The following is a 26,619-nucleotide window of genomic DNA, read 5'->3' as shown; positions in this document are numbered from 1 at the left end:
GGGCGGATGACGCTCTGTTTCCCCGCCGGCGCGGACCTGGACATTCGTCCTCCGGGTGCCAACTTTTCTCCAAGGTCCGCTCCCCATCGTGCTGGCATGACCACTTCCACCGTGCTCCCGGACGCAGGCTCCGCCGACCCGGACCGCCCCCCGAGGGCGGCCCGCCGGCGCTGGCTGGTCCCGGCGGCCTTCCTGCTCGGACTCACCGGGATCCTCGGCGTCGCCGTGCTGGGGCAGGACGAGGCGCCGAGCGCCCCGCTGGGTGCGGTGGCCCCGGTGCCCGGGGGACTCGCGCGGATCAACGGCGTCCTCCCCGTGGAGGACGGGGGCGGCCCGGCCGCGCAGGACGAGCCCGCCGAGGGCGGCACCCACCGGGTGCGGGTGCTGCTGGAGCTCACCGCCCTCGAGGCCGAGGGCGTCGACTTCGACGCCGCGGACTGGACGGTGGACCGTCTCGGCGGGGGCGAGTCCGAGGCCGTGCGGGCGTCCGTCCAGGAGCGGTCGATCGGCCAGGGCGAGGTCCTGCAGGCCGAGCTCCTCTTCGAGGTCCCCGACCGGGCGCTCGAGCTGACCCTCGAGGGCCCGGAGCGCGCGCGCCTGTCGCTCGGGGCGGACCACCACCACGGCGGCGGTCCGCGATGACCTCCTCGACGCGGCCGGCCGTGACCGCCGCGCTGCTCCACCGGGTGCCGCGGGAACCCGGCCCGACGTCGTACAACCAGCTCGAAGGAGAACACCCATGACCGTCTCGCGAAGGAACGTCCTGCTGCTCGGCGGCCTGGGGGCCGTGGGCGCCGGAGCGCTCGCGGTGCCCACCCGGTCCGTGGAGGCCAAGTCCGCCAGCGCCCTGCGCGACGCCGACATGCCCCGGCCCTTCCGGACGCCGTTCGTCGAGCCGCCCGTGCTGCAGCCCCGCGCCCGGACGGTCGACCCCGTGGACGGGCTGCCCGTGCACCACTACGTGGTCACCGAGCGGGCGGCGCGGGCCCAGATCCTGCCCCGGGCGGGGCTGACCACGCCGATCCTGGGCTACGACGGGATCTTCCCCGGGCCCACCATCAGCCTCGACCAGGGAACCAAGGCGGTGCTCCGCGTGCGCAACCAGCTGCCCGCCACGCACCCGCTGGACGGGCACGTCCTGTCCACCTCGACGCACCTGCACGGGTCCGCGTCCCTGCCGCAGTACGACGGCTACGCCAACGACGTCACGAACCCCGGGTTCTACAAGGACTACCACTACCCGAACTTCCAGCCGGCACGGACCCTCTGGTACCACGACCACGGCGTCCACTACACGGCGCTCAACGCCTACTCCGGCCTGGCGGCGCAGTACCACATGCACGATCCCCTGGAGCGGGCGCTCCTGCCGCAGGGCCGCTTCGACGTGGCCGTCACGATCTCGGACGCGATGTTCGCGGAGGACGGCTCCCTCGGCTACGACGACAACAGCCACTCCGGGCTGTGGGGGGACGTCATCCTTGTGAACGGGCGGCCGTGGCCGGTCATGAAGGTGCAGAAGCGCGTCTACCGGTTCCGGGTGCTCAACGCCTGCATCTCCCGGTCCCTGCGCCCCACCCTGAGCACGGGAGACCCGATCGCGGTCGTCGGCACGGACGGCGGGCTGGTGCCCACGACGCAGTTCGTGAACAACTACCGCCACGCCGGCGCGGAGCGCTACGAGCTGCTCATCGACTTCCGCAAGTACCGGACCGGGCAGCGGGTCGAGCTGCGCAACCTCTCCAACGACAACAACGTGGACTACGACTACACCCACCAGATCATGGCCTTCGACGTCGTCGACGAGCCCGTGGACACCTCCGATCCCACCTGGAACCGGATCCCGGCGCAGCTGAGCACGCACAACGAGGTGATGGCCCTGACGGCCGGCCAGTCCACGCGGACCCGGCGGTTCGAGCTCGACCGCACCAACGGGATGTGGACGGTCAACGACGTCACCTGGCAGGAGGTCGTCGCCAGCGGCTACAAGAAGGTCGCGGCCGAGGTGGACGTGAACGCCGTCGAGATCTGGGAGTTCGAGAACAACTCCGGCGGGTGGTACCACCCGCTCCACATCCACCTCGTCGACTTCCAGATCCTCAGCCGCAACGGCCGGTCCCCGTTCAACTACGAGCGCGGCCCCAAGGACGTCGTCTACGTGGGGGAGGGGGAGACGGTGCGGCTGCTCATGAAGTTCGGGCCCCACAAGGGCCGGTACATGATCCACTGCCACAACCTCTCCCACGAGGACCACGACATGATGGTCCAGTTCCGGGTGGGCCTCAAGGAGAATGACCCGGACCCCGACGACCCGATGACGGCCGCGCCCGCGAAGTGGGACGACGGCTCCGCGCCGGTGGTCGGCCCCAGCCCCACGCCGTCCTCGTCCCTGTCCGCCTCGCCGGCTCCGAGCCCGTCGCGCTCCGCCACGGCGACGCCCACGCCGACGCCCACGCCCACGCCCACGCCCACGCCGACCAAGGTCCGCAAGACCCCCGGAGGAAAACCGGGCGGCAGGTGATGGGCGCACCGGTCCGCCGCAGGACGGCCGCCGCGGTGCTGCTGGGCGCGGTGGCGGTCCTCGGCTGCCGGCTGTGGCTGGTCGAGCCCCTCGTCGTCGGCTCCGACAGCATGGAGCCCACCCTGCCGGAGGGCGGCGTGGTGCTCCTGCTGAAGGCCGGCTCCCCGGACCGGCGGGCGGAGCCGGGGTCCCTGGTGGTCTTCGCCGGCCCCGAGGACGGCCACACCACCGTGAAGCGGGTCGTGGCCGCCGAGGGGCAGACCGTGGCCATCGAGGACTCCGTCCTGGTCGTCGACGGCGACCCGGTCCCCGAGCCGTTCGTGGACCACAGCCGGATCGACGCCACCTGGTTCGGGCCCGTCACGGTCCCCCCGGCCCACGTCTTCGTCCTGGGGGACAACCGGTCCCCGTCCGTGGACTCCCGCGACTACGGCAGCGTGCCCGTCGCCGCCGTCGAGGCGACGGTCCTGCTGCCCCGCAGCTCGTGACCGCCGGCCCCGGCCCGTCCGGGATCCAAGACTTTTCCAAGAACCCCTGGATTCACTGGAGCAAACTCCGCGCCCGCCAGACCGGGCCGTTCCGGAAGGAAGCACCATGGAATCCTCGTCCCCGTCGCGCCCCGGCGTCTCGCGCCGCGGCGCCCTCGCCGGGCTCGCCGCAGGACTCGCCGCCCTGCCCGTGGTGGGCGCCACGGGCGCCCAGGCCGCCCCGCGCCGGCCGGCCCCGGCCGCCGCGCCCGGTGTCCTGTCCCGGGGAACGGGGCACGGCGCGGGCGAGCTGCGGGGATCCGGGATCGCGGTCACGGTCGGCCGGAAGGCCGAGGGCCGCTTCGGGGTGATGTTCCCGAAGCTACCCGCCTTCTCGCCCGACGACGCGCTCCTGGTGGGCCTCGCCCAGCGGATGATCGACCGGACGCCGCCCCTGGAGGACGTCTCGCTGAGCAACGACGGCTTCGACAACCCCGACATCCCGGCCGGCTTCGCCTACCTGGGGCAGTTCATCGACCACGACATGACCCTCGACCGGACGCCGCTGCCCGCGCAGGAGCTCGACCCGAAGGGGCTCACGAACTTCGACACCCCCTTCTTCGACCTCGGCTCCGTGTACGGCCGGGGACCGGCGGCCGACCCCCAGCTCTACGACCCGGCGGACCCGCGGAGGATGCGCATCGGACGGACCCCGGACGGCCTGCCGGACCTGCCACGCCGTGCGGACGGGACCGCGGTCATCGGCGACCACCGCAACGACGAGAACCTGATCATCGCCCAGTTCCACCTGGCCTTCCTCCAGGCGCACAACAGGTTCGTGGACTCCGGGGCGTCGTTCCAGGAGGCGCAGCGCCTGACCCGCTGGCACTTCCAGTGGCTGATCGTCCACGACTTCCTGCCCCGGATCGTGGGCCGGCCCCTGGTGCGGAGCATGCTCGGGGCCGGCGGGAAGGGCCCGGTGGCCGTGGACCGCCGGTTCTACAAGCCGGGCAATCCCGCCCGCCCCATGATGCCCGTCGAGTACTCCGTGGGCGCCTACCGGTTCGGGCACAGCATGGTCCGCGCCGAGTACGAGATGAACGACGAGGTCACGATCCCGTTCTTCGGCTCGCCGTCGAACGACCTCCGGGGCTCCCGGCCGATACCGGCCGCCGCCCGGGCGGACTGGAACTACTTCTTCGACCTCCCCGGCGTCAGCGCACCGGACGACCGCAACCTGACCCGGCTCATCGACACCAAGCTGGCGCTGCCCCTGGCCGAGCTCCCGCCCACCGTGGTCCAGCACGTCGACGGCGCCATCCTCAACCTGGCCCAGCGCAACCTGCTGCGCGGCAAGCGGCTCGGCCTGCCGGCCGGGCAGGACGTCGCCCGGGCCATGGGCGTGGCGCCCATCTCGAACGACCGGCTCGGGCTGACCGAGCCCGGCTGGAACGGCCGGGCCCCGCTGTGGTTCTACGTGCTGAAGGAGGCGGAGCTGCTGGGCGGGCGGACGCTGGGCCCCGTGGGCGGGCGGATCGTCGCGGAGGTGATCCTGGGAATCCTCTCCCTGGACCGCTCGTCGTTCCTCAACGCGGCCACCCCGTGGACGCCGGGAGCCACCCCCTTCGCCTGCGGCGACTTCCTCCGGATGGCCGGGGCGCTCGAGAACATGCCCACCGGCAACGAGGACGAGGACCCGGAGCGGGAGGAGCTGCCCGAGGACGAGCACCCGGAGGACGAGCACGTCGAGGAGACGGACTGAGCGCCCCGAGCGCGCGCTCCGCGGCCCCCGGACCCTCGAGGTCCGGGGGCCTCCTCGTGGGGAGCCCGGGCGCCGCCACGGCGGTCCCGGGCGCCGGGCGCGCCCGGCGGCGCAGGCCGTCCGCCCACGGCGGCATCCTGCCGACCGGGCGCGCACAGGCGCCGGCCCGCGCTCCGAGGAACTGGAGCGCGGGCCGGCCGGGGAGAAGGAGTTGCCTGTGCTGTTCTTATCCGGCGACCACCCCCCTGGCCTCCCCGCCGCGCGTGGACTGCACCTGCACGCTGGCGATGCGCTGGCCGGGCCCCGGCTTGGCCCGGTACTCCCAGTTGCCCAGGGAGTCCACCGGCACGGAGGCGATCCTCACCGGGGTGCCCGAGGTGGTGTTGTAGATGTTGACCTGCGAGGCGGGGTTCAGCAGGGCCGGGGCGCCGGGCACGAGCGCCGTGCCCGTGAGGCGCAGCTCCTTGCCGACCCGGTGCCGGGAGACCGCCGCGACGGCCACCTCGTCGTCACTCTTCAAGGTGACCGTCGCCGGTGCGCTCCTCACCCCGGCGGCGTTCGTGACCACCAGCTGGAGCACCGGGTCCGCGTCGGCGTCCTTCGGTGCCGTGGCGCCGGCCGTGGTGAAGAACGGCACGGTGACCTTGGGCTTGGCCGCGGTCTTGCTGCTGAACGTCACGGTGGGTCCGCTCACCTGCGACCACTCGTACGCGGTCGCGTTCACCGAACCGGAGCCGTCCAGCTCCGTGGGGATGCCGCGGGCCACCGAGCCCGGCAGGGCCGCCACGGCCGCGGTCGCCGCCGGCTGCTCCACCGGGGCGGGGTCACCGGTGCCCGGGTTGTCCGGGGTCGTGCCCTCGGTGACGGGGCCCGGGTCCGGCTGCGGCTCGATCGGGTCCTCGCCGACCGGGCTGGCCGCGCCGCCGGTCACACCGACGGGCACCGTGGCCTTGCTCGTCTCCGAGGTGGAGACCGTGACCTCCACCGGCGGGGCCACGGTGTTGAACGAGGCCTTGAAGACGTTCGCGGTGCCCGTTGCGGCCAGCTTCCCGAAGCCGGCGACCGTCGGGGCGACCCCGGAGGACGACGTCGCCTCCACGGTCAGTGCGGTGCCGTCGTAGGTGGCGGCCGTGGCGACCGAGACGTCGGTGACGGCGACCTGGCTGCTGCTGACCGGTTTGTCGCCGAGGTTCCGGACCGTCACGCTCGCCGGTGCGGTCCCGGTGAACTTGATGCGGGCGTAGGCGCGCTCCGAGTCCCCGTCCTCCTTCTCCATGGGGGTGGTCTCGAACACGCCGTCCTGGCCGGCCACCTCGAGCTGGTCCCCGCGGCTGGTGGCGAAGACGTCGATGTACTCCCCGTTGACGACCGCCCGGTCGGCCTGCACCCCGGTGTTGGTCGAGATCTTGCCCATCACGGAGAACAGGTCGTTCCTGACGTCCAGGCCGCCACCGCTCACCGAGAAGAAGTTGGTGCCGAACGGGCTGCCCGTGATGGTGTGCTCCACGTCCGGGTTGCCGAGGTAGCCCTCGGGGGCGCCGCTGTCCCACTTCAGGAACGGACCGACATCGCCCTTCAGGGGCGTCTGGAAGTTCCCGATGGCCGGCGAGACGTCCTCCACCAGCTTGCCCGCGCCCTCGGCGTCGGTGTCGATGGTCATCGTGCCGTAGGGATGCGTGAACGTCAGGGTGGTGTTGGGCGGGGCGTCCCTGACGGTGATGCGCTGACGGGCGAAGACGACCTGGTCCCCGGGGACCGGGTTCTCGTTGGCGAAGGCGGCCTCCAGGGCCAGGACGAGCACCGCCCGGCCCCCGCCGGGCAGCTCCAGCTCGGACCCGGCCAGCATGTAGAACGCCTCCCCGGGGAAGTTGCCCGGGAAGGAGATGGGCTTCGCCGGATCGGGGACGTCTCCGGGCAGGAAGCCGCACAGCGGGTTGTCGGCGTCCAGGCACAGCTCGGTCCGGGTCTTGGTGCGGTCCTCGTACCAGGCGGGGTACCCGTGGTCGGTGTTCACGGGCCCCACGGCGGTCAGGCCGCCCGGGTTGCGCTGGGTGACCTCGGTGGCGGCGATCGACGCACTGACTCCGGTGGCGCCGAGCAGGAGGGCGACGGACGCGGCGATCGTGCGGCGACCGCGAGAACGCCGTGGTGGATCCCGCCGCAGCCCGCGGGGACCGGTGGAGGTGCTCATGATGTCTCCTCAAGAAGCGATGGTGCTGACAGCGTGAATATGCGAAAGCACACTTGAGAAAACCCTGTGGCACCCGTGCCCGCCGCGTCGCGGGCGGCGGGCACGGGGCGCACCGGTACGACGCACCGCGTCACATCGGGCCGGGGGGCGCTGCGGGGCTCAGCCCTCCAGCCGGGCCAGGGCGTCGGCCTGGTGCAGGACGTCCTGGCGCATCTCGTCCTCGAGGAAGGCGAGCAGCGCCCGGGAGAGGTCCGGGTTCTCGGAGGCGACCGCGTCCCGGGCCACGGCGGCGCGGAAGTTGTGGGCGAACGCGTCGATCGCGGTCTGGGCCACGCAGCTGTGCGTCGAGATCCCGCACAGCACGAGGTGACTCACGCCGAGATTGCGCAGCCGCGCCGCGAGGTCCGTGTCGAAGAACGCGCTGTCGCGCGTCTTGACGAGGCCCACCCCGTCCTCGGTGTCGAGGCCGGCGACGTACTCGGCCTGCTCCGTGCCGGGGTAGGCGAAGCCCTGGTCGTCGTCCTGCATGTTGACCGTCCAGGTGGAGCGGTCCCGCTCGTGCTGGGTGCGGATCAGCAGGATCGGGCAGCCGGCGCCGCGGGCGCAGCGGATCAGCTCGTTGACCTTCTCCGTCACGGACTCCCGCTGCTCCTCGAGCTCGGGGAAGTCGAAGTAGGAGTTCTGCATGTCGATGACCAGCAGGGCCGTGCGGCCCTCGGCGCGGTGCTCGCGCATGGTGCCCCTCTCTGTTCGGTCGCGGCACAGGAGGCCGCGGAGGATCCGATCAGCAAACTTACTGCTTCGGGGTGCAATCCTCCACCGGCAGGGGCACCCCCGCGGCTCGGGTAGCCTGAGGCGCATGGCTTATCACGCGGATGCCCTCGAGCTCGAGGGCAAGGAGATCCTGACCTGGGAGCGCTTCGGCGAGGCGACCCAGGAGCTCGCCCGGAGCGTCGTGGACAGCGGCTTCGTCCCGGACATCATCATCGCGGTGGCCCGCGGCGGCCTCCTGCCGGCGGGGGCCCTCTCCTACGCGATGGGGGTCAAGCTCTCCGACGCGATCAACGTGGAGTTCTACACCGACGTGCACCAGACCCTGCCCGACCCGGTGCTGCTGGCCCCGATGCTCGACACCGAGTCCATCACCGGGCAGAAGCTGCTCGTCGTCGACGACGTCGCCGACTCCGGGCGCACCCTCGCGCTCGTCCTCGAGCTGCTGCGCGGCTTCGGCGCCGAGGCGCGCTCCGCGGTGATCTACAGCAAGCCCCGCTCCGTCATCGAGCCGGACTACGTGTGGAAGGCCACCGACGAGTGGATCGTCTTCCCCTGGTCCGCCGCTCCGCCCATCACGGCGGGGTCCTAGCGCTCCGTCCCCGGGGCCCGCTCAGCGCAGCGCCGCCCGGACCCCGGGCCTGCTCGCGACCGCGAGCCACGCGACGTTGACCCCCACGAGCACGAGCGTGGTCAGGCCTGGCAGCAGGTGCCCGCCCACGAGCTGCAGCACCAGGCTGAACGCGTCGCCGAGGACGGCCAGCGAGCAGAACACGAGGCCCAGGACCCAGCCCCACTGCCGCTGGTCGCGCAGCGGGAAGTACACCAGCGCGTAGAGCCCGGCGGTCAGCACCAGCCCCATCACCAGGGCGATGGCGACCAGCCCGCCCCCCGGCGTCCCCACCGCCGGGCCCATGCCCTCCGTGCCCGGGAGCGTGGGCCCCGCGAGGGTCTCCACGACGCTGTTGAGCACGCCCACCGCGAAGGACACGAGGGTCAGCTTCAGCAGCAGCCGCAGCGGGCCGGTCATCGGCGGCCGCGGCGGGACCGTCGGCCCGCCCGGGCCGCTCCACTGCGGGGGCCGTCCGCCCCCGGGGTGATAGGGCCGCTGCCCGCCGGGGTGCTGGGGCGGTGGACCGCCGGGGTGGAGCGGCGGCTGCCCGCCGCCGGGCGGCCGCGGGGCGCCGGGGCCCTGGAAGCCGGGGTCCGGAGCGCCGTCGGGGTTCTGGGTCATGGCGGGTGCCTCCTGGAGCGGGGCGGACGGTGCTGCTCACCGCCGAACCTACCGCCCCGGCGCCCGGGCGGCACGGGTTTTCCCGGTGTGCTCCCCGGTGCGCGCCACAGTGGGGACGGATCCGTGCGGCGCCGCGGCACCGGGGTAGTCTGTGGCGCAAGGCACCGACGGCGCGACCGGCCGACGGTCGTGCGCGGGAACGCCGCCGACCGTCCAGGCAGGAGCCGTCGACCATGACCCAGCACCACCGCACCGCCGCCCCCACCGAGGACCGGACCGACGCCCAGGTCGCCGACGCGCACGTCATCGACGCGCCGCTGCGCGCGGACGTCCGGCGGATCAGCACCCTGCTGGGCGAGACCCTGGTGCGCCAGCGCGGCCCGGAGCTGCTCGAGCTGGTGGAGCAGGTCCGCCTGCTCACCAAGGAGGCGAAGGCCTCCCCGGGAGACGACGCCGCCCGCCGCGTGCGCGAGCTGCTCGGGTCGCTGCCGCTGGAGCAGGCCACCGACCTGGTGCGGGCCTTCGCCCACTACTTCCACCTCGCCAACGCGGCCGAGCAGGTGCACCGGGTGCGCCTGCTCGAGCAGCGCCCCGAGGAGGACGGGTGGCTCGCCGCCGCCGTCGCCGACGTCGTCCGGGAGGCCGGGCCCGGGACGCTGCGGGCGGCCGTCGACCGCCTCGACGTGCGCCCGGTGTTCACCGCCCACCCCACCGAGGCCTCCCGCCGGTCGGTGCTGACCAAGATCCGCCACCTCTCCGACCTCCTGGCGCAGAGCCCGCCCGAGGGCTCCGCGGCCCGCCGCCGCCAGGACCGGCGCCTCGCGGAGCTCATCGAGCTCCTGTGGCAGACGGACGAGCTGCGCCAGAACCGCCCGACCCCGCTGGACGAGGCCCGCAACGCCCTCTACTACCTGCGGGAGGTGCTCACCGAGACCATGCCCGTGCTGCTCGCCGACCTCGAGGACCTGCTCGGACAGCACGACGTGGCGCTGCCGGCGGGGATCCCGCCGCTGCGTTTCGGCTCCTGGATCGGCGGGGACCGCGACGGCAACCCCAACGTCACCCCGGAGATCACCCGCCGGGTGCTGCAGCTGCAGGGGCAGGCCGCCGTCGACGTCGCCCTGGGCTTCCTCGACGTGCTGGTGTCCCGGCTGTCCTCCTCCACCGCGATCGTCGACGTGGAGCCCGAGCTGCTGGCGTCCCTGGCGGAGGACGTGGCGCACCTGCCCGGCCTGGACCCGCGGGTGCTGGAGCTCAACACGCAGGAGCCGTACCGGCTGAAACTCACGTGCATCAAGGCCAAGCTGCTCAACACCCGCCGCCGGTTCGCCGAGGAGACCGCCCACGAGCCGGGCCGGGACTACCGCACCACGGCCGAGCTGCTCGAGGACCTCGACGTGGTGGCACGCTCCCTGCGCCGGCACGCGGGGGAGCTCGCCGCCGGAGGGTCCCTCGCGGCCGCCACCCGCACCATCGCCGGGTTCGGCCTGGCCCTGGCCACGCTGGACGTGCGCGAGCACGCCGACGCCCACCACGAGGCCGTGGGCCAGCTCCTCGACCGGCTCGGGGAGCTGGACCGGCCGTACGCGGAGCTCGACCGGGCCGGGCGCTCACGGGTGCTCTCGGGGGAGCTGGCCGGGCGCCGACCGCTCGCCCCTCCCGGGCTCGCCACCGGGGCCGTGCAGCTGGACGGCGACGCCGACCGCACGTTCGCCGTCTTCCGGGAGATCGCCCGCGCACAGGCGATCTACGGCGAGGAGGTCGTGGAGACCTACATCGTGTCCATGACCCGCGGGGCGGACGACATCCTGGCCCCCGTGGTGCTGGCCCGCGAGGCCGGGCTCGTGGACCTCACCGGCGAGCGCGCCCGCGCCACCATCGGCTTCGCGCCCCTGCTCGAGACGGTGCACGAGCTGCGCCGCTCCGCCGAGGTGATCGACGAGCTGCTCTCCGACCCCGCCTACCGTCAGGTGGTGCGGGCGCGCGGGGACCTCCAGGAGGTCATGCTCGGCTACTCCGACTCCAACAAGGAGTCGGGGGTGATGACCAGCCGGTGGGAGATCCACCGCACGGAGCGCCGGCTGCGCGACGTCGCCGCCCGCCACGGGGTCCGGCTGCGCCTGTTCCACGGCCGCGGCGGCTCCGTGGGCCGCGGCGGCGGGCCCACCCACGACGCGATCCTCGCCCAGCCCAGCGGCGTCCTGGCCGGGGAGATCCGGTTCACGGAGCAGGGCGAGGTGATCAGCGACAAGTACTCCCTGCCCGCGCTGGCCCGCGAGAACCTCGAGCTGTCCCTGGCCGCGGTGCTGCGCGCGACCGCCCTGCACCAGGACCCGCGCTCCACGGAGGAGGAGCTGGACCGGTGGGGCGAGGTGATGGACGCCGTCAGCGACGCCGCCTTCGCCGCCTACCGCGGCCTCGTGGAGGACCCCGACCTGCCCGAGTACTTCGTGGCCGCGACCCCCGTGGAGCAGCTCGGGGCCCTGAACATCGGCTCCCGCCCGGCCAAGCGCCCGTCGTCGGACACGGGGATCGAGGGGCTGCGGGCCATCCCGTGGGTCTTCGGGTGGACCCAGTCCCGGCAGATCGTCCCGGGCTGGTTCGGCGTGGGCTCGGGGCTGCGGGCCGCGCGCGAGGCGGGGATGGAGGAGGACCTGCGCGCCATGCTGGAGCGCTGGCACTTCTTCCGCTCCGTGGTCTCCAACGTGGAGATGACCGTGGCGAAGACGGACCTCGAGATCGCCGCGCACTACGTCCGGGCGCTCGTGCCCGAGCGGCTGCGCCACGTCTTCGACGCCGTCCGCGAGGAGTTCGAGCTCACCTGCGCCGAGCTGGCCCGGCTCACCGGGGAGGAGGAGCCGCTGGGCGGCAACCCCACGCTCAAGCAGACGCTCGTGGTCCGCGACCAGTACCTCGACCCGATCTCCTACCTGCAGGTGGAGCTGCTGCGCCGCATCCGGCAGGCCGGGGAGGAGCCGGACGAGGGGCTGCAGCGGGCGCTGCTGATCACGATCAACGGGGTGTCCGCCGGGCTGCGCAACACCGGGTGAACAGGGCGGGGAGTCAGCGCGTGCCGGTCAGGGCCTGGCGGTAGGCGGCCAGGGCGGCGGGGGAGGAGTCGACCCTCCAGTCGCGCTCCTTGTCCTCCTGGAACCAGACGACGGCGCGCACGTCCCCCTGCCGGTCGAGGAAGTCGAAGAGCTGGGCGATCCACCCGGCCTTCGACTCCCCGTCCCGGGTCCCCTCGGCCGAGGCGGTCTCCGTCACGAGGACCGGCAGGCCGCTCCGGAGGGCGCGGAGCTCCTCGAGGCCGGGACCGAAGAGGTCCTGCGGGCCGGTCCAGGCCAGGGGCGGCGTGGCGGAGCCCCAGTTGTAGCCGTCGATCCCGAGGAGGTCGACCACGTCAGGGCCCGGGAAGAAGTCCGCCAGCCCGGTCCCGCCGGGACCCTCCCCCGTGGGCGCCGGGACGTTGGGGGCCCAGCACCAGCGGACGTTGTCGGCGCCGGCCGCGGCGAAGCGGTCGTGGACGTGCCGCCACGCCCGGACGTACTGCTCGGCCGTGTTGGCCTGCACCCCGGCGCCCCAGGGGTACCAGTCGCCGTTCATCTCGTGCGCGAAGCGCAGCACGACGTCCCGGCCCCACCCGGCCAGGGCCTCCGCCCAGGTGCGGATCCGGTATTCGTGGTCGCCCGCGAGCAGCCGGTCGAGGGCGAAGGGCGGCTGCCGGGCCCCTCCGGCGGACCCGGCGCCGCCGGAGGGGGCGTACCAGGGCTCCCAGGTGAGCACGGGGGTGGCGCCCTGGGCCAGCACGGCGTCGAGGACCCCCAGCGGCGGGGTCTCGTGGGTCCAGTCGCGGAACAGGAGCATCCACCGCGGGGCGGAACCGGTCAGCGCGGCGTAGGCCGGGCCCTCCTGCGGACCGCCGGGGAGGAACACCCCGTGCTCCAGCGGCCGGATGCGGTGGTGCGGGGGGATGGACTCGATGGTGTTGCGCATGGTGCTCCGCTCGGTGCAGGCCGCCAGCGTCAGTGCTCCGGCCCCGGCCAGCACGGCGCGGCGGGAGGGGCGGGCGGCGCTCCGGTCGCCGCTGCGCCCCGTGCCCGGGGCCGCGCGGCTGCGGTGGTCCGGGGTCGTGCGCGAGCCGGTCCGGCGGGCCACGGGGACGTCCTCGCGCCCGTCAGCTCGGCACCGGGTCGGTCGTCTTCTCCTCCGGGGCGTAGCCGTCGTAGCGCACGGCCTGGATCAGCACGCTGAAGACGACCAGGTCGTACACCACCCAGGCCACGTTCACCAGGGTGCCGACGGGCTCGTTGAGCCCCACGGCCAGGCGCACGAGGCCCACCACGAGAGCGCCGGTCAGCAGTCCCATGGCGATCAGCTGGGGGCGGATCAGGTGCCAGTCGCGGCTGGTGCCCTCCTTCACCTTCGGGGTGACGGCGAAGCCCAGGGGCCGGCCGAACCACACGTTGCGCGCGGCCGTGGTGCAGGCCTTGATCCAGGTCGGGAACAGCGCGAGGCTGTACTGCTGCCCGCGCCAGGTCTTCGCCCCGCGCCCGGCGACCGCGAACAGGACCTGGTTGATGACCATGAAGGGGATGAACCGGATGAAGAACTCGGTGCTCAGGCTGGCGACCGGCAGGACCCCCAGCACGAGGTAGATGATGGGCGCGGCGATGTAGACCACGGCCGCGAAGCCGGCCAGGTAGCTCCACATCGTGGCGAAGTACATCAGGCGCTGGGTCCACTTCATGCCGCGCTTGGTCAGCGGGTTCTCCCGCAGCAGCACCTGGATCGTGCCCTGGGCCCAGCGCAGGCGCTGGGTGAGCATGGTCTTGAGGTCCTCCGGGGCCAGGCCGATGGCCAGGATCTCGTGGTGGTACACGCTCTTCCAGCCCATGGCGTGCATGCGCATGGAGGTGGCCATGTCCTCGGTCACCGAGATCGTCGCCAGCGGCATGATCGGCTGGGCCTCGTTGCCGCGCTCCACGGAGATCGCGTCGAGGACGGCCTGGACCGACTCCAGGGCCCCCAGCGGGGACCACTCCCGGCCGGAGAGGCGGGCCACGGCCTCGTCCACCTCGTCGGGGGCGAGCGGGCCGTGGCCGGCGTCGAGGCCCATGGCCGCGATCTCCGCCAGGTCCGCCTGCAGGGCGGAGAAGTCCGCGGCGACCAGTTCCTGGACGGCGGAGTCCACGGTGCGCCGGACCTCGTAGGTGATCTCGCTCAGCGACCGGCCGCGCTTGAGGTCGACCTCCGCCTGGTGGGTCACCCGCTCGACCTCGTCCAGCAGCCGGGCCACCACGGGATCGGCCGCCTGGCCGGACTTGCGCGCCTTGCGCACGGCCGAGCGCGAGCCCTTCAGCGCCCGGCGGATGTTGCGCTCGACCTCGTCCACGTAGCCGACCAGGCCCAGCTGCATCAGCGCCTCCCGGCGCAGGATCGCGTTGGAGCCGCAGAAGAAGGCCGCGTTCCAGCCGTCCTTGCCCTGCTGGAGCGGGCCGTAGAACAGCGGGGCCTGGCTGCCCAGCGGGTCGCTCTCGGGCACGTTGACGAACCACTGCGGGGTCTGGACCAGGGCGACCTTGCGGTTGTTGAAGTAGCCCAGGGTCCGGTCGAGGATCTCGGGCTTGGGGACCTGGTCGGCGTCGAGGATCAGCAGGAACTCGCCCTGGGTCATCATCAGGGCGTTGTTGAGGTTGCCGGCCTTGGCGTGGCGGGGCCGGTCCGCCCAGTCGGCGCTGCGGGTGAGGTAGCCGATGCCCTCCCGCCGGGCCTGCTCGCGCAGCTCCGCCCGGGCGCCGTCGTCGAGGATCCACGTATTGTGCGGGTACCGGATCGCCTGCGCGGCGCGGGCGGTCTCGAGCACCATCTCCAGCGGCTCGTTGTAGGTGGTGATGAACACGTCCACCGTCATCCCCGGCGGCGCCGGCGGTGGAGTGCGCTCCTTCAACCGCCACATGGTCAGGCCGAACAGCGTCACGTCGATCAGGCTGTAGGTCTCGGCCAGCACCAGCGGCACGGCGATCCACCACGCGGACCAGTTCAGCGACTCCAGCCACCGCCACGCCACGTAGTTGACGCCCAGCACAACGGTCAGAACCACCAACAGGCGAATCCAGAAGCGGTGCAAAGCCAGTCCTCCCTCGTCGGGGACCCGGGGCGACGACCGCGCCGCGGGACCGAGACACCAGACTAGGGGACGCCGCGGCGCGGTGCAGTCACCGACGGCGCCACCGTGCTCGCTCGTCCGTCAGCGACCCGCCCTGCGGGATCCTGTCCTGCCCGGCCGCGCCGTGGCGTCGTGCCCGGGCCCCGGGGCGGCACAATGGGTCCTGCCCCCGTCACCCCCCCCCAGCGCGGAGGAACACCGTGAACTCCATCGCCCACCGATCCGTGCGTGCTGCGCTGCTCGCCGTCGTCCTGCTGGCGCTGGCCGCGCTGGTCCTCCCGGCCACCTCGGCGCGGGCGGCGGACGACGCGCCCGCCGGCTCGAGCCCGTCCGGGGGGGGGGCCGTACCTCGGGGCGCTGCTGGACTGGGCCACGGACTCGGCCGCCGCTCACGCGGAACGGTCGGGCGCCCCGGCCGCCGTCTACGGCCGCCCGGTCCAGCTGCCGATGAGCGACCAGGAGCAGGGCTACCTCCGGGACTTCTTCGTGCAGGTCGCCGGCCAGGGGGCGCACGCGCTGCTCACCGTCCGGCCCGAGGTGTTCCTGGAGAAGGTGGACGACGCCCGGGCCGCGGTCCTGGCCGCGCAGGTGGCGGACGTCGCCGAGGGGTACGAGGGCACCGTGTTCGTCCGGTTCGTCCCGCAGATGAACGTCTCCTGGGTGCCCTGGGGGCAGCAGCCCGAGGCGTACCGCGACGCCTTCCGCGCCGTGGCGAAGGCGATGGACGCCGAGCTGGGCGACCCCGTGATGGTGTGGTCGCCCACCGTGGGCGGTGACTACCCCTTCCGTGCCGCCTCGACCGTCCCGCCGTCGGGCGGGGATCTGGGCGCGCTGGACACCGACGGCAACGGGGTGTGGAACCAGGACGACGACGCCTACCGCCCCTACTACCCCGGTGACGACGTCGTGGACTGGGTGGGGCTGTCCGCCTACCACGACGACACCGGCGACGGGCCGGTCCGCAACACCGTCGCAGCCCCCGGGGCCTTCGAGGCGCAGCTGGGCCCGGCCCGCGCCACCGGCCCGCCCGCCGGAGAGGACTTCTACGCCGCCTACGCGGCCGGCCGCGACAAACCTCTGATGGTCGAGACGTCCGCCTTCTACAGCCCCGGTGCGGAGGGTGCACCGGAGCGGGAGATCAAGAGCGGCTGGTGGGACCAGGTCCTCGCGGCGGCATCCGGCGGGGACTACGACCGGATCGCGGCCGTGGTGTGGAACGAGACCGTCGAGCAGCGCGGCGAGGGGGCCGCGACCGTGGACTGGCGGATCACCGCCGACCCCGAGCGGACCGTGCTGCACGGCGGCGGCTCCGCCGCGGCAGGGACCGTGCTGGAGGGCCCGGCCGCCTGGGCGAGCGCGGTGGCGGTCCTGACCGCAGTCGTGCTCCTGAGCCTGCTGTTCTCCCGGCGTCCCGTCACGGGGTGGGCCTACACGGACCCGTCGCCGCGCGACGCCCGGATCGACATGCTGCGCGGGGTGGCCATCGTCTTCGTCGTCGTCAACCACGTCGGCCTCGCCTCGCTGTTCCAGCTGCTCACCCAGGAGACCGTCGGGGTGGTCTCGGGGGCGGAGCTGTTCGTGCTGCTGTCCGGGGCCGTCCTGGGCCTGGTGTACGGGCCCCGGGCGCGGGACGAGCTGGGGGAGGTCCTGGACCGCACGACCTCACGGGCCCGGAAGCTCTACGTCACCGCCCTGGTCGTGGTGCTGCTCGTCTTCGCGCTGAGCCGGCTGCCGTTCCTCGACGCCACGGCCGTCACGACCTTCACCGACCAGGGCACCGGTGCCGCCGGCGCCGGTGCGGCCGGCGCCGTCTACGACCTCTACGCCGGGATGGAGGGCCTGGTCGCGTACCCCGTCTCGGCGCACGCGATCCCGGCGGTGTTCCTCCTGCAGATCGGACCGTGGCAGTTCAACATCATGGGCCTGTACGTGATCCTGCTGCTGCTCAGCCCCCTGGTGCTGACCGCCCTGGCCCGTGGCCGGGCGTGGGCGGTCCTCGGGGTCAGCCTGGCGCTCTACGCCGGGGGATCCCTCCTGCGGATCCGCCTCCTGCCGTCCCAGTTCGAGGACTCCTTCCCGCTGCTGGTGTGGCAGGTGCTGTTCGTGCTGGGCATGGTCGGCGGCTACTACCGCCGGCAGATCGTCGCGTGGTTCGCCGCCCCGTCGCGGCGGGTGCTGCTGGTGGCCTGCCTGGTGCTGGCAGCCGCCCTCGCCCTGTTCTCCTGGTCCAGCCCCTACCTCACCAACGCCTACGACGTGCGCCTGACGCTGCTCCCGGAGACGTCCTTCCGCGCGGTCTACGACCGCTTCTTCGGGCGCACCTACCTGGGCGTCGGTCGGCTGCTGAACGTGCTGCTGGTCGTGGTCGCCGCGTACACCCTGCTCAGCGTCTGCTGGCGGCCCCTCCACCGCGCCCTGGGCTGGTTCCTCATCCCCCTGGGCCAGGCCACCCTCTACGTCTTCGTCGTCCACGTGTTCGTCATCCTGGCCGTCACCAACGTCCCCGCGCTGCAGCAGGGCAACCTGTGGCTCAACACCGCCGCCTACGTCGTGGTCCTGGGCCTGCTGTGGGTCATGGTGAAGAAGAGGTTCCTGTTCGGGATCATCCCCCGCTGAGGCGCGGCCCGGCCCGCGCCGGTCGGCCGATCGGACGCGGCGATCGGTACGCTGGTCGGTGTCGCCCGCAACACGTGCGATCGGCCCGTGCCCCGCGTGGTGACCGTCGCCGCGGACCGCGCGGGCGGCGCCGTCCAGGAGAGGAATGTCGATGCAGTTCACCGTCGAGCACAGGCCGGGCTACGCCCTGATCACCGGCACGGGCCGGTTGAACATGGTGGGGGCCCCCCGGCTGCGGGAGGTCGTGGCCGAGGTGGTGGACGGCGGGTCCAACCGCGTGGTGGTCGACCTGGGCGGGGTGGAGTTCATGGACTCCTCCGGGCTGGGGGCCCTGGTCGGCTGCCTGAAGGTCGCCCGGGCGGCAGGAGGGGACCTGCGCATCGCCGGCGTGGGCCCGCAGGTGAGGATGGTGCTGGAGCTCACCGGCATGCACCGGGTGCTCACCCCGTACGACACGCCGGACCAGGCGTTCGCCGGTGCCTGAGAGCGTGGTGCGGCGGGTCCGCCGAGGGCCCGCCACCGCCGCGACCGTCGAGGCCGTGCACGACGACCTCGACGGGATGTGGGCGGAGGCGGACTTCGTGCCCGAGGCCGACCGGATGGCGTTCACCCTGGCGGTCGTGGAAGCGGCCGCGAACGTCGTCGCGCACGCGGTGCCCGCCGCGGAGGCGCCCCTGGAGCTCGAGGTGGAGCTCACCGCCGGAGCCTTCCGGCTGGAGGCCAGGGTCTACGAGCTCAACGCCGCCCCGGTCGAGGTGGACCTCACCTCCGGCGCGGACGCCGGGGTGCACGGGGAGTCCGGCCGGGGCCTGTCCCTGATCCAGGCGCTGGTGAGCACCGTGGTCTTCGAGCGCCACGGGAACGACAACGTGTGGGTGCTGCGCCGGGACTCCTCCGGCCACCGGTCCTGACGGTCCGGGGGCTCGGGCGGTCGTGCAGCTCGTGACCGCTCCGGCGGGGACCGCCGGCCGGGTGCGGCCCTCCCGGGCCGGGACGGGCGCGGCCCGGACCTGCCGTTCCAGCTCGCGGAGCGCGGTGCTGTTCATGGTGACCGTGATCGGGGTGCTCACCTCTCGTACCGCATGGGTCCGGATGCAGGTGGCTCCAGGAGCGCGACCCGACCGGCGGCGCCCCGCCGGGGTCACGGACGGAAGGGCTCGACGAAAGCCCTGGTCGGAAGCGGGTGGTCCCGCCCCCGGGGCTGCTGCGTGGCGTCAAGGGGGTAGCACGGGGACGCTGTCCTCGCGCGGGTCCCCTCCGCGCGGCCGCGGCTCAGCCCTGCTGGACGTGCAGGGTCTCGGCGGCGGCGGCGGTGACCTGCCGGTCGGGGTGCAGCGCGGCCAGGGCCGCCGCGCGCTCGGCGGCGCGGGCGGGGTCGAGGTCGAACAGGTGCAGGGTGCGCACGCCTGAGGAGAGCAGGGCGGAGGCCACCGCGGAGCCGGCTCCGCCGGTGCCGATCCGGACCACGTGCTCCCGGGGGACCTCGGGCAGCTGCGTGGCGAGTCCGGCGGCGAAGCCGCGGGGCGCGGCCTGCGAGGGATGTGCCCCGGGGCGGACGGGGCGCCCGGCGGACGGTCACGGCCGCAGCGGCAGCTCCAGCGCGAGGGTGGCGGCGGCCCGGCGCAGTTCGGGCAGGTGGCCCTGCAGTCCCCGCAGATCGGTCCGGAAGACGGGGGCCGCCAGGGAGACCGCGGCGATCAGCCGGTTCGACGGGGACAGGACGGGAACGGCGACGGCGGCCATGCCGATGTCGTTCTCCTCGGACTGGCCGGCCCAGCCCTGTCGGTGGACCTGCTCGATCTGGTGCCGGAGCTCGTCGCGGTCGGTGACCGAGTGCTCGGTGCGCGGGGTCAGGTCGACGGTCTCCAGCAGGTGCTCGCGCGTGGCGGGATCGGCGAAGGCGAGCAGGGCCTTGCCGAGGGAGGAGGTGTGCAGGGGTCCGCGGTCGCCGGGGTCGGTGGTGATGCGGAACTGCGGTCCGTCCACCTTGTGCACCGTCAGGAACCGGTCGCCGTCGAGCACGGCCAGGATCGAGCTCTCCCCGGTGAGGTCGGTCAGCTGCTGCAGGACCGGGACCGCCGCCCCCTCGAAGCCCCGCTGGTGGGCGACCTTCTGGCCCAGCTGGTAGATCCGCAGGCCCAGCCCGTAGCGCTTCTCCTGCGGGTCGTAGGTGGCGAAACCGGCGTCGACCAGGGTGTTGAGCAGGCGGTAGGCCGTGCTGAAGGGGTACCCCGCCGCCTCGGCGATCTGGCCCGCTGTAGCCCCCCGGGGGTACTCGCCGAGCAGCGTGAGCACCCCGAGAGCCTTGCCGACCGTGCCGGTCCTGTCCGTCATCGCGGTTCCTCCCTTGACGCCGGGTGTGATGTGGATCATTCCGATAGTCCAATCTACAGCAATTATTGCCAACATATGAGAACAAGGTGGAAGGTGCTTCCGGGCGCCTCTCCTGCTCCCGGGCGTGAGCGCCGGGCCTCCTGCCGCCCCTCCTTCCCGACCACCAGACCTCCGAGTGAAGGGTCCTGTGATGGCCCACGCCTCACCCCCGGCCGCCCATGTCAAGACGCCGAGGAAGGCGGCCCTGGCCAGCTGGATCGGCTCGGCCCTGGAGTACTACGACTTCGCCGTCTACGGCACCGCCGCCGCGCTGGTGCTCAACCACCTGTTCTTCCCCGCCGAGACCTCCCCCGGGGTGGCGATCCTGCTGTCCATGGGCACGGTGGGCGTGGCCTACGTCGTCCGGCCCCTGGGCGCGCTGGTCATGGGCCCGCTGGGGGACCGGCTGGGGCGGAAGTTCGTGCTCATGCTCACCCTGTTCCTGATGGGCGGGGCGACCTTCGCGGTGGGCTGCCTGCCCACCTACGACCAGGCCGGGCTGCTGGCCCCGGCCCTGCTCGTGACCTGTCGAATCATCCAAGGGCTGTCGGCCTCCGGGGAGCAAGCCAGCGCGATCTCCGTCTCCCTGGAGCACGCCAACGAGCCCCAGCGGGCCTTCACCACCAGGCTGGACCCTGCAGGGCACCCAGTTCGGCACCCTGCTGGCCACGGCCGTGTTCATCCCCTTCACCCTGGTCCTCACCGAGGAGCAGCTGTTCAGCTGGGGCTGGCGGGTGCCGTTCTGGCTCTCCGCCGTCGTGGTGGTCGTGGCCTACCTGATCCGCCGCCACCTGGAGGAGCCGCCCGCCTTCGAGCTGACCAGGGCCGAGCTGCCCAGCGAGAAGCCGGCCACCCCGCTGTCCCTGATGTTCAAGTACCACAAGACCGCGGTGCTCCGCGTGGCCGCGGCCGCGATGATCAACACCGTCAACGTGGTCTTCCTGGTGTGGTCGCTGTCCTTCGCCACCTCCGTGGTGGGCCTGGAGCGCTCGACCATGCTCTGGGTCTCCGTCATCGCCAACGCCGTGGCCCTGCTCGCGATCCCCGCGGCGGCCAGGGTCGCCGACCGGGTCGGGCGCAAGCCGGTGTTCATCACCGGGGCGGCCGGGCGGTCGGGGCGGCCGGGCCTCCAGCGCCTCGCGCTGACGCCCCGGGGCCGCGGGCCCCGGTCCACGGTCCACGGGGCGCACGCCGCCGGTCCGGTCAGCGGCGTGCCGTCCTGGGGACGCCCGGCTAGCGGCCGCGGCGGCGGTCGACCAGGGCCGCGGTCGCCTCGGCGATCGCCCGCTCCTCGTCGGTCGGCACCACGAGCACCTCCACGGCGGAGCCCGGGGCGGAGATGCGGCGCACCTCGGGGGAGCGGACGGCGTTGGCGTCGTCGTCGACCGTGATGCCGAGGGCGCCCAGCCGCTCGCACACGCGCCGGCGGAACGGGGCGGCGTTCTCGCCGATCCCGGCCGTGAACACGAGGGCCTGCGCCCCGCCCACGGCCACGTGGTAGCCGCCGACGTACTTCGCCAGGCGGTAGGCGGCCATCTCCAGGGCCAGCTCCGCGCGCTCGTCACCGGCGTCCGCGGCCTCCTGGACGGCGCGCATGTCGTGGTCGCCGGCGATCGCCTTGAGCCCGGACTCCTTGTTGAGCATGGCGTCGAGCGTCTCCGGGTCCGCGGCGGGGTCCCGGCGCATGATGGCCGTGACCACGGACGGGTCGAGGTCCCCGGAGCGCGTGCCCATCACGAGGCCCGCCAGCGGGGTGTAGCCCATGGAGGTGTCGTAGGAGCGCCCGTCCTTGATCGCGGTCACGGAGGCGCCGTTGCCCAGGTGGGCGACGACGGCGGCGAACTGATCACGCGGGACGCCCAGGAACTGCGCGGCCTGTCCGGTCACGTAGTCGTGGGAGGTGCCGTGGAAGCCGTAGCGGCGGATCCCGTAGCGGGTGTACATGTCCTCGGGAATGGCGTAGCGCCAGACGTGCTCGGGCATGGTGCGGTGGAAGGCGGTGTCGAACACGCAGACCTGCGGCAGGTGCGGCCACGTCCGCTGCACGGCGCGCAGCCCCAGCACGGCCGCGGGGTTGTGCAGCGGGGCCAGCGGGGCCAGGCGCTCGATCTCCCGGATGATCTCGTTGTTGACCAGCACCGGGGCGGAGAAGCGCTCCCCGCCGTGCACCACCCGGTGGCCCGCGGCGTCGATCGTGCGCCCGGCCAGCTCCTCCTCGAGCCGCTCGGCCAGCAGCTCGAGGGCCTGCGTGTGGTCGCGGATCCCGGGCCCGCCGATGTTCTCGACCAGCCCGGAGGCCAGCACCTCGCCGCCCACCTCCCCCCGGGTGGCGACCTCCAGCGGGACGTTCTCGTCCAGGGCCGGCATGGTCGAGGTGTAGGGCTGCGGCTCGACGTCCGGGACGGCCACGACCTCCCGGACCTGGTACTTGAGCGAGGACGAGCCGCAGTTGACGACGAGGACCAGCATGGGCGAACTCCCTGGGGACGGCGGGGCGGGGACGGCGGGCGGTGGGCTACATGCTCTGGGCCTGGATCGCGGTGATCGCGACCGTGTTGACGATGTCGTCCACGGTGCAGCCGCGGGAGAGGTCGTTGACGGGCTTGCGCAGCCCCTGCAGGACCGGGCCGACGGCCACGGCGCCCGCGGACTGCTGGACGGCCTTGTACGTGTTGTTGCCCGTGTTCAGGTCCGGGAAGACGAACACGGTGGCCTGCCCGGCCACGGCCGAGCCGGGGAGCTTGGAGGCGGCGATGGAGGCGTCGACCGCGGCGTCGTACTGGATCGGGCCCTCGACCTCGAAGTCGGGGTGCATGCTGCGGACGATCTCGGTGGCCGCGCGCACCTTGTCGACGTCCTGGCCGGAGCCCGAGCCGCCGGTCGAGTAGGAGAGCATCGCGACCTTGGGCTCCACCCCGAACCGGCGGGCGGTGCGGGCGGAGGCGAGCGCGATGTCCGCGAGCTGCTGCTCGTCCGGGTTCGGGTTCACGGCGCAGTCGCCGTAGACGAGGACGCGGTCGGCGAGGAGCATGAAGAACACCGAGGAGACGATCTTCACGCCCTCGGCGGTCTTCACGAACTCGAGGGCCGGGCGGATGGTGTTGGCGGTGGTGTGGGCCGCCCCGGAGACCATGCCGTCCACGTCGCCCGTCTGCACCATCATGGTGCCGAAGTAGGAGCCGTCGAGCATCCGCTCGAGCGCCGCCTCCTTCTGCACGCCCTTGTGCGCGCGCAACCGCACGTACTCGTCGGCGTACTTCTCCCGCAGGACCTCGTCGTGCTCGAAGTCGATGAGCGTGAGCCCGTCCTCGTCGAAGTCGAGGTTGATGCCCTCGGTCTGGCACAGCTGCGCGATCCTCCCGGGGTCGCCGAGGACGGTGAGGTCGCAGAAGTTGCGGCGGTGGATCATCTCCGCGGCGCGCAGGATGCGGGGGTCCTCGCCCTCGGGCAGGACGATGTTCTTCCGGTCGGCGCGGGCGGCCTCGACGAGCTCGTGCAGGAAGCGCAGAGGGGTGCGCCGGGCGGGACGGGGCAGGTCGAGCCGGCTCACGAGCTCCTGGCCGTCCACGCGGCGGGCCCACTCGCCCAGGGCGGCCGCCACCTTGCGGGGGTGCGCGCCCGAGAGGGTGCCGCGGGCGCGGGAGACCGCCCGCGCGGCGCTGTAGGTGTCGAGCTCCGTGGTCAGCACGGGGAAGGGTGCGGCGGCCGTGAGCTCCTGGATCCGTCCCTCGGTGGTGAAGCCGCCGGTCAGGAGCATCCCCGAGGGGACGGGCAGGGCGGGGGAGAGGGCCGAGGCCAGGGAGGCGACCACGATGTCGGCCCGGTCCCCGGGCGTGATGACGAAGTCGCCGTCGGCGAGCTGGTCGAGGTAGTGGCCCACGGTCATGGCCGCGACCTTCACGCCCCTGACGTCGCGGTCCAGGGAGACCTGCGCCGGGCCGGTGCCGAACCCGTGCGCGTCCCGCAGCTCGGCGACCGTGGGCGCGGCCACGGCCGGGTTCTCGGAGATGACGTAGACCGGCAGACCGCGCACCCCGCGCGCGGCGTGGGCGGTGAGCCGGTCCACCCACTCGGGCCGCGCCCGGTTGACGATGACGGCGTAGATGTCGCACCCGGCCTGGTGGAGCTCGGCGCGGGAGACCTCGATCGCGTTGAGCACGTCGTCGGGGCTCTCCGCCTCGTCGGCGCCGATCACGGCGAGGACGGAGGCGCCGAGGTTGTTGGCCATCCGGGCGTTCATGTCGAACTCCGCGGTGGCCGCGTTGTGGGCCAGCATGTCGGTCCCGTCCACCACGACCACGTCGCAGTGCCGGGCCATCTCGGCGTAGACGCTCACGGCCGTCGCGTCGAGCTCGTCGTGGTTCCCGGCCGCGAGCAGCTCACGGGTCCGTGCCAGGGACAGGCCCCCGCGGCAGCGCTCGTCCTTGAGCCCGAAGTTGCGCTTCATCAGCTGGAGCATGGGGTCGTCCGCCGGCGTCGCGCCGAGGTGGACGGGGCGGAAGTAGCCCAGGCGGTCGGTCTTGCGGAAGAGGGAGTCGGCGAGCCCCAGGACCACGAGCGACTTGCCGGACTGCGGTGTCATGGCGCTGACGTAGATGCCTTGGGTCATGGCGGGCGTCCTCCGATGGGCGGGCTCGGGGCGGGCGTGCTGGTCCCAGTCTAGGGTCCGCCCACCGGCCGGACCGGGGACGGGGCCGTCGCCGTCCCCGGGACTCCGCGCGGGGTGCGGCGCGGGGTGTCGCGGACCCGCCCCGGGTGGGAGACTGGGGGCATGCTGGTTGCCTTCTCCGTCTCCCCGACGGGCGGTGCGGACTCGAGCGGGTCCGTGCACGACGCCGTCGCCGCCGCCGTCCGCGTCGTCCGCGAGTCCGGACTGCCGAATCAGACCGATGCCATGTTCACGACCCTCGAGGGGGAGTGGGACGAGGTGATGGACGTCGTCAAGCGCGCCACCGAGGCGGTGGGCGCCTTCGGCCCCCGCGTCTCCCTCGTCCTCAAGGCCGACATCCGCCCGGGGCGCACGGGCGAGCTCAGCGGCAAGGTCGAGCGGCTCGAGGCCGCGATCCAGCGGCAGGCGATCGAGTCCTGACCCGCTCCGCGACCACCGTGCACGTGCGGGCCGCGGACGCCTCCGACGCCGCGGCGTGGTCCGCCCTGCACCGGCGCTGCCTCGACGAGACCTACCGGCCGCTCTTCGGCGACGCGTTCGCCGAGCGGCAGCACGCCGCGGCCGGGCGCGCGGCCGGCTACGACCGCGCGCTCCTCGCCGACCCGGGCGTGCGCACCCTCCTGGCCGTCGGCGACGACGGCGCCCCCCTCGGCCTGGCCGCGGCCGGACCGGCTCCCGCGGCGTGGGAGGCCAGGGCCGGGGTGCCCGCCCCCGTCCTGCCGCTGCAGCTGTTCCAGCTCTACACGCTCGCGGCGACCCACGGCACGGGCCTCGGCGCGGCTCTGCTGGAGGCAGCGCTCGGCCCGGCGGACGCCTACCTGTGGATCATGGACGGCAACCCCCGCGCCGAGCGGTTCTACGCCAAGCACGGCTTCCGTCCCCTGAAGGAGTCGTTCCCGGCCGGCGGGCCCTGGGCGGGCCAGCACATGCACCGGATGGTGCGGACGGGCGCCGCGTGAACCGCCGGTCCAGGCGGGCGCCGGACGCGCCGCCGTCCGCCGGCCCCGCGGCCGGCACCTACGAGATCTCCACCGGCACCGCCGAGCTCGTCCCGGACGAGTACGCGCCCGGCTCCTGGGTGCTGCACGTCAACGGCGTGCCCTCCTCCCACGTGGACCCCGAGCACCCCGAGCGCCTGGACTTCGAGTACATGCGCTGGATCGCCGCGCTCGTGGACGCCCACGTCGCCGCGCACCTGGACCCGGCGGCGCTGCGGGTGCTGCACCTCGGCGGGGGCGCCTGCTCGCTGGCGCGCTTCTTCGCGCACGCCCACCCGGCGGCGCGCCAGGTCGTGGTCGAGCTGGACGGCCGGCTCGCCGAGCTGGTCCGGACGTGGTTCGACCTCCCGCGCGCCCCGCTGCTGCGGATCCGGGTGGGGGAGGCCCGGGCGGTGACCGAGTCGCTGACCCCCGCCACGCGCGACGTCGTGGTCCGGGACGTGTTCGCGGGCGCCGTGACGCCGGAGCCCCTGACCACGGTGGAGTTCGTCCGCCACGTGGAGCGGGTGCTGGCCCCGGGCGGGCTGTATGTGCTCAACTGCGGCGACACCCGGGACCTCGCCGGGGCCCGGGCCGAGCTGGCGGCGCTGTCCGCGGTGTTCGAGCACGTCGCGGCCGTGGCCGACCCGGCGATGCTCAAGGGCCGCCGCTACGGCAACATCGTGCTGGGCGCGTCCCACGCGGCGCTGCCGGCCGAGGGCTCACCGGAGGCCGCGGCGCTCACGCGCGAGCTGCTGGGCGGGGCGGTCCCGGCGCAGTACAAGGACGCGGCGTGGGCGCGCGCGTTCGCCGGGGGCACCCCGCCGCGCCACGACCCCTGATCCGCGGCCCCTCCCCTGCGCGAGGGGCCG

At 73.6% G+C, this 26,619-nt stretch carries 21 protein-coding genes and 1 pseudogene; 13 read left to right on the top strand and 9 right to left on the bottom strand.

The window, feature by feature from the left end:
• Positions 1-96 precede the first annotated feature (96 nt).
• The 4 genes from ACYSMR_RS08075 (at position 97) to ACYSMR_RS08060 (ending at position 4,747) form a co-directional block, all read left to right on the top strand.
• The gene (locus ACYSMR_RS08075) at positions 97-642 is read left to right on the top strand and encodes a hypothetical protein (protein WP_461747886.1); all 546 of its coding nucleotides are present in this window, start codon (positions 97-99) and stop codon (positions 640-642) included.
• Positions 643-739: 97 nt separating this feature from the next.
• A complete protein-coding gene (locus ACYSMR_RS08070; protein ID WP_461747885.1) occupies positions 740-2,518 on the top strand; it encodes a multicopper oxidase family protein in 1,779 nt (592 codons plus the stop codon).
• Complete coding sequence (gene lepB, locus ACYSMR_RS08065) at positions 2,518-3,006, top strand: signal peptidase I (protein ID WP_461747884.1); 489 nt, start codon at positions 2,518-2,520, stop codon at positions 3,004-3,006. Before ACYSMR_RS08070 ends, lepB begins: the two co-directional genes overlap by 1 nt.
• Before the next feature lie 106 nt (positions 3,007-3,112).
• A complete protein-coding gene (locus ACYSMR_RS08060) occupies positions 3,113-4,747 on the top strand; it encodes a peroxidase family protein (protein ID WP_461747883.1) in 1,635 nt (544 codons plus the stop codon).
• Positions 4,748-4,973: 226 nt separating this feature from the next.
• On the opposite strand, the gene ACYSMR_RS08055 is transcribed toward ACYSMR_RS08060, so the two are convergent.
• Together ACYSMR_RS08055 and ACYSMR_RS08050 are read right to left on the bottom strand one after the other, a co-directional pair.
• Positions 4,974-6,938, bottom strand: a complete 1,965-nt coding sequence (locus ACYSMR_RS08055; protein WP_461747882.1) for a hypothetical protein — start codon at positions 6,936-6,938, stop codon at positions 4,974-4,976.
• Positions 6,939-7,097: 159 nt separating this feature from the next.
• Positions 7,098-7,673: a cysteine hydrolase family protein gene (locus ACYSMR_RS08050; protein WP_309125922.1), complete on the bottom strand. Its 576-nt coding sequence runs from the start codon at positions 7,671-7,673 to the stop codon at positions 7,098-7,100.
• A 124-nt stretch (positions 7,674-7,797) separates the two neighbouring features.
• Between ACYSMR_RS08050 and ACYSMR_RS08045 the strand changes: the two genes are divergently transcribed.
• Positions 7,798-8,301: a phosphoribosyltransferase gene (locus ACYSMR_RS08045; protein WP_251332769.1), complete on the top strand. Its 504-nt coding sequence runs from the start codon at positions 7,798-7,800 to the stop codon at positions 8,299-8,301.
• 21 nt (positions 8,302-8,322) lie between these two features.
• Here the strand turns inward: ACYSMR_RS08045 and ACYSMR_RS08040 are convergent, their stop codons facing one another.
• Positions 8,323-8,943, bottom strand: coding sequence for a hypothetical protein (locus ACYSMR_RS08040; protein WP_461747881.1), 621 nt, complete (start codon positions 8,941-8,943; stop codon positions 8,323-8,325).
• A gap of 233 nt (positions 8,944-9,176) precedes the next feature.
• Between ACYSMR_RS08040 and ppc the strand changes: the two genes are divergently transcribed.
• Positions 9,177-11,993 (top strand): phosphoenolpyruvate carboxylase, encoded by a 2,817-nt coding sequence (gene ppc, locus ACYSMR_RS08035; RefSeq protein ID WP_461747880.1) that lies wholly within the window; start codon positions 9,177-9,179, stop codon positions 11,991-11,993.
• Positions 11,994-12,006: 13 nt separating this feature from the next.
• Here the strand turns inward: ppc and ACYSMR_RS08030 are convergent, their stop codons facing one another.
• Positions 12,007-13,101: a glycoside hydrolase family 26 protein gene (locus tag ACYSMR_RS08030; RefSeq protein WP_309125919.1), complete on the bottom strand. Its 1,095-nt coding sequence runs from the start codon at positions 13,099-13,101 to the stop codon at positions 12,007-12,009.
• Positions 13,102-13,120: 19 nt separating this feature from the next.
• On the bottom strand, positions 13,121-15,073 hold the full coding sequence (locus tag ACYSMR_RS08025; RefSeq protein ID WP_251332766.1) for a glycosyltransferase: 1,953 nt from the start codon (positions 15,071-15,073) through the stop codon (positions 13,121-13,123).
• A 486-nt stretch (positions 15,074-15,559) separates the two neighbouring features.
• On the opposite strand from ACYSMR_RS08025, the gene opgC reads away from it, so the two are divergent.
• The 3 genes from opgC to ACYSMR_RS08010 all read left to right on the top strand — a co-directional run bounded on the left by opgC (position 15,560) and on the right by ACYSMR_RS08010 (position 18,639).
• Positions 15,560-17,728, top strand: a complete 2,169-nt coding sequence (gene opgC, locus ACYSMR_RS08020) for an OpgC domain-containing protein (RefSeq protein ID WP_461747879.1) — start codon at positions 15,560-15,562, stop codon at positions 17,726-17,728.
• A 151-nt stretch (positions 17,729-17,879) separates the two neighbouring features.
• Positions 17,880-18,212, top strand: coding sequence for an STAS domain-containing protein (locus ACYSMR_RS08015; RefSeq protein WP_461748012.1), 333 nt, complete (start codon positions 17,880-17,882; stop codon positions 18,210-18,212).
• Positions 18,205-18,639 carry an ATP-binding protein gene (locus ACYSMR_RS08010; RefSeq protein ID WP_461747878.1) on the top strand — a complete coding sequence of 145 codons (435 nt, stop codon included), beginning with the start codon at positions 18,205-18,207 and terminating at the stop codon, positions 18,637-18,639. The genes ACYSMR_RS08015 and ACYSMR_RS08010 overlap by 8 nt, the downstream gene beginning before the upstream one ends.
• Positions 18,640-19,000: 361 nt before the next feature.
• Here ACYSMR_RS08010 and ACYSMR_RS08005 read toward each other — a convergent pair whose 3' ends face one another.
• The gene (locus ACYSMR_RS08005; RefSeq protein ID WP_461747877.1) at positions 19,001-19,195 is read right to left on the bottom strand and encodes a hypothetical protein; all 195 of its coding nucleotides are present in this window, start codon (positions 19,193-19,195) and stop codon (positions 19,001-19,003) included.
• A 108-nt stretch (positions 19,196-19,303) separates the two neighbouring features.
• Positions 19,304-20,062: an IclR family transcriptional regulator gene (locus ACYSMR_RS08000; protein ID WP_461747876.1), complete on the bottom strand. Its 759-nt coding sequence runs from the start codon at positions 20,060-20,062 to the stop codon at positions 19,304-19,306.
• A gap of 190 nt (positions 20,063-20,252) precedes the next feature.
• On the opposite strand from ACYSMR_RS08000, the pseudogene ACYSMR_RS07995 reads away from it, so the two are divergent.
• Positions 20,253-21,210, top strand: a pseudogene (locus tag ACYSMR_RS07995) (MFS transporter); the annotation flags it as partial.
• Positions 21,211-21,334: 124 nt separating this feature from the next.
• Here the strand turns inward: ACYSMR_RS07995 and ACYSMR_RS07990 are convergent.
• A complete protein-coding gene (locus ACYSMR_RS07990; protein ID WP_461747875.1) occupies positions 21,335-22,570 on the bottom strand; it encodes an acetate/propionate family kinase in 1,236 nt (411 codons plus the stop codon).
• Positions 22,571-22,616: 46 nt separating this feature from the next.
• On the bottom strand, positions 22,617-24,710 hold the full coding sequence (pta, locus tag ACYSMR_RS07985) for a phosphate acetyltransferase (RefSeq protein WP_251332759.1): 2,094 nt from the start codon (positions 24,708-24,710) through the stop codon (positions 22,617-22,619).
• Between the two features lie 162 nt (positions 24,711-24,872).
• Here pta and ACYSMR_RS07980 point away from each other — a divergent pair, with 162 nt between their 5' ends.
• From ACYSMR_RS07980 to ACYSMR_RS07970, 3 genes are read left to right on the top strand one after another with little or no spacing between them, the layout of a single operon-like run.
• The gene (locus ACYSMR_RS07980) at positions 24,873-25,190 is read left to right on the top strand and encodes a thiamine-binding protein (protein WP_251332758.1); all 318 of its coding nucleotides are present in this window, start codon (positions 24,873-24,875) and stop codon (positions 25,188-25,190) included.
• 23 nt (positions 25,191-25,213) lie between these two features.
• Positions 25,214-25,729, top strand: a complete 516-nt coding sequence (locus tag ACYSMR_RS07975) for a GNAT family N-acetyltransferase (RefSeq protein ID WP_461747874.1) — start codon at positions 25,214-25,216, stop codon at positions 25,727-25,729.
• The gene (locus ACYSMR_RS07970) at positions 25,726-26,589 is read left to right on the top strand and encodes a spermidine synthase (RefSeq protein ID WP_461747873.1); all 864 of its coding nucleotides are present in this window, start codon (positions 25,726-25,728) and stop codon (positions 26,587-26,589) included. Before ACYSMR_RS07975 ends, ACYSMR_RS07970 begins: the two co-directional genes overlap by 4 nt.
• Positions 26,590-26,619 lie beyond the last annotated feature (30 nt).

This window comes from Kocuria sp. U4B (assembly GCF_054875615.1).
This window is presented reverse-complemented; position numbering and strand designations above follow the sequence as displayed.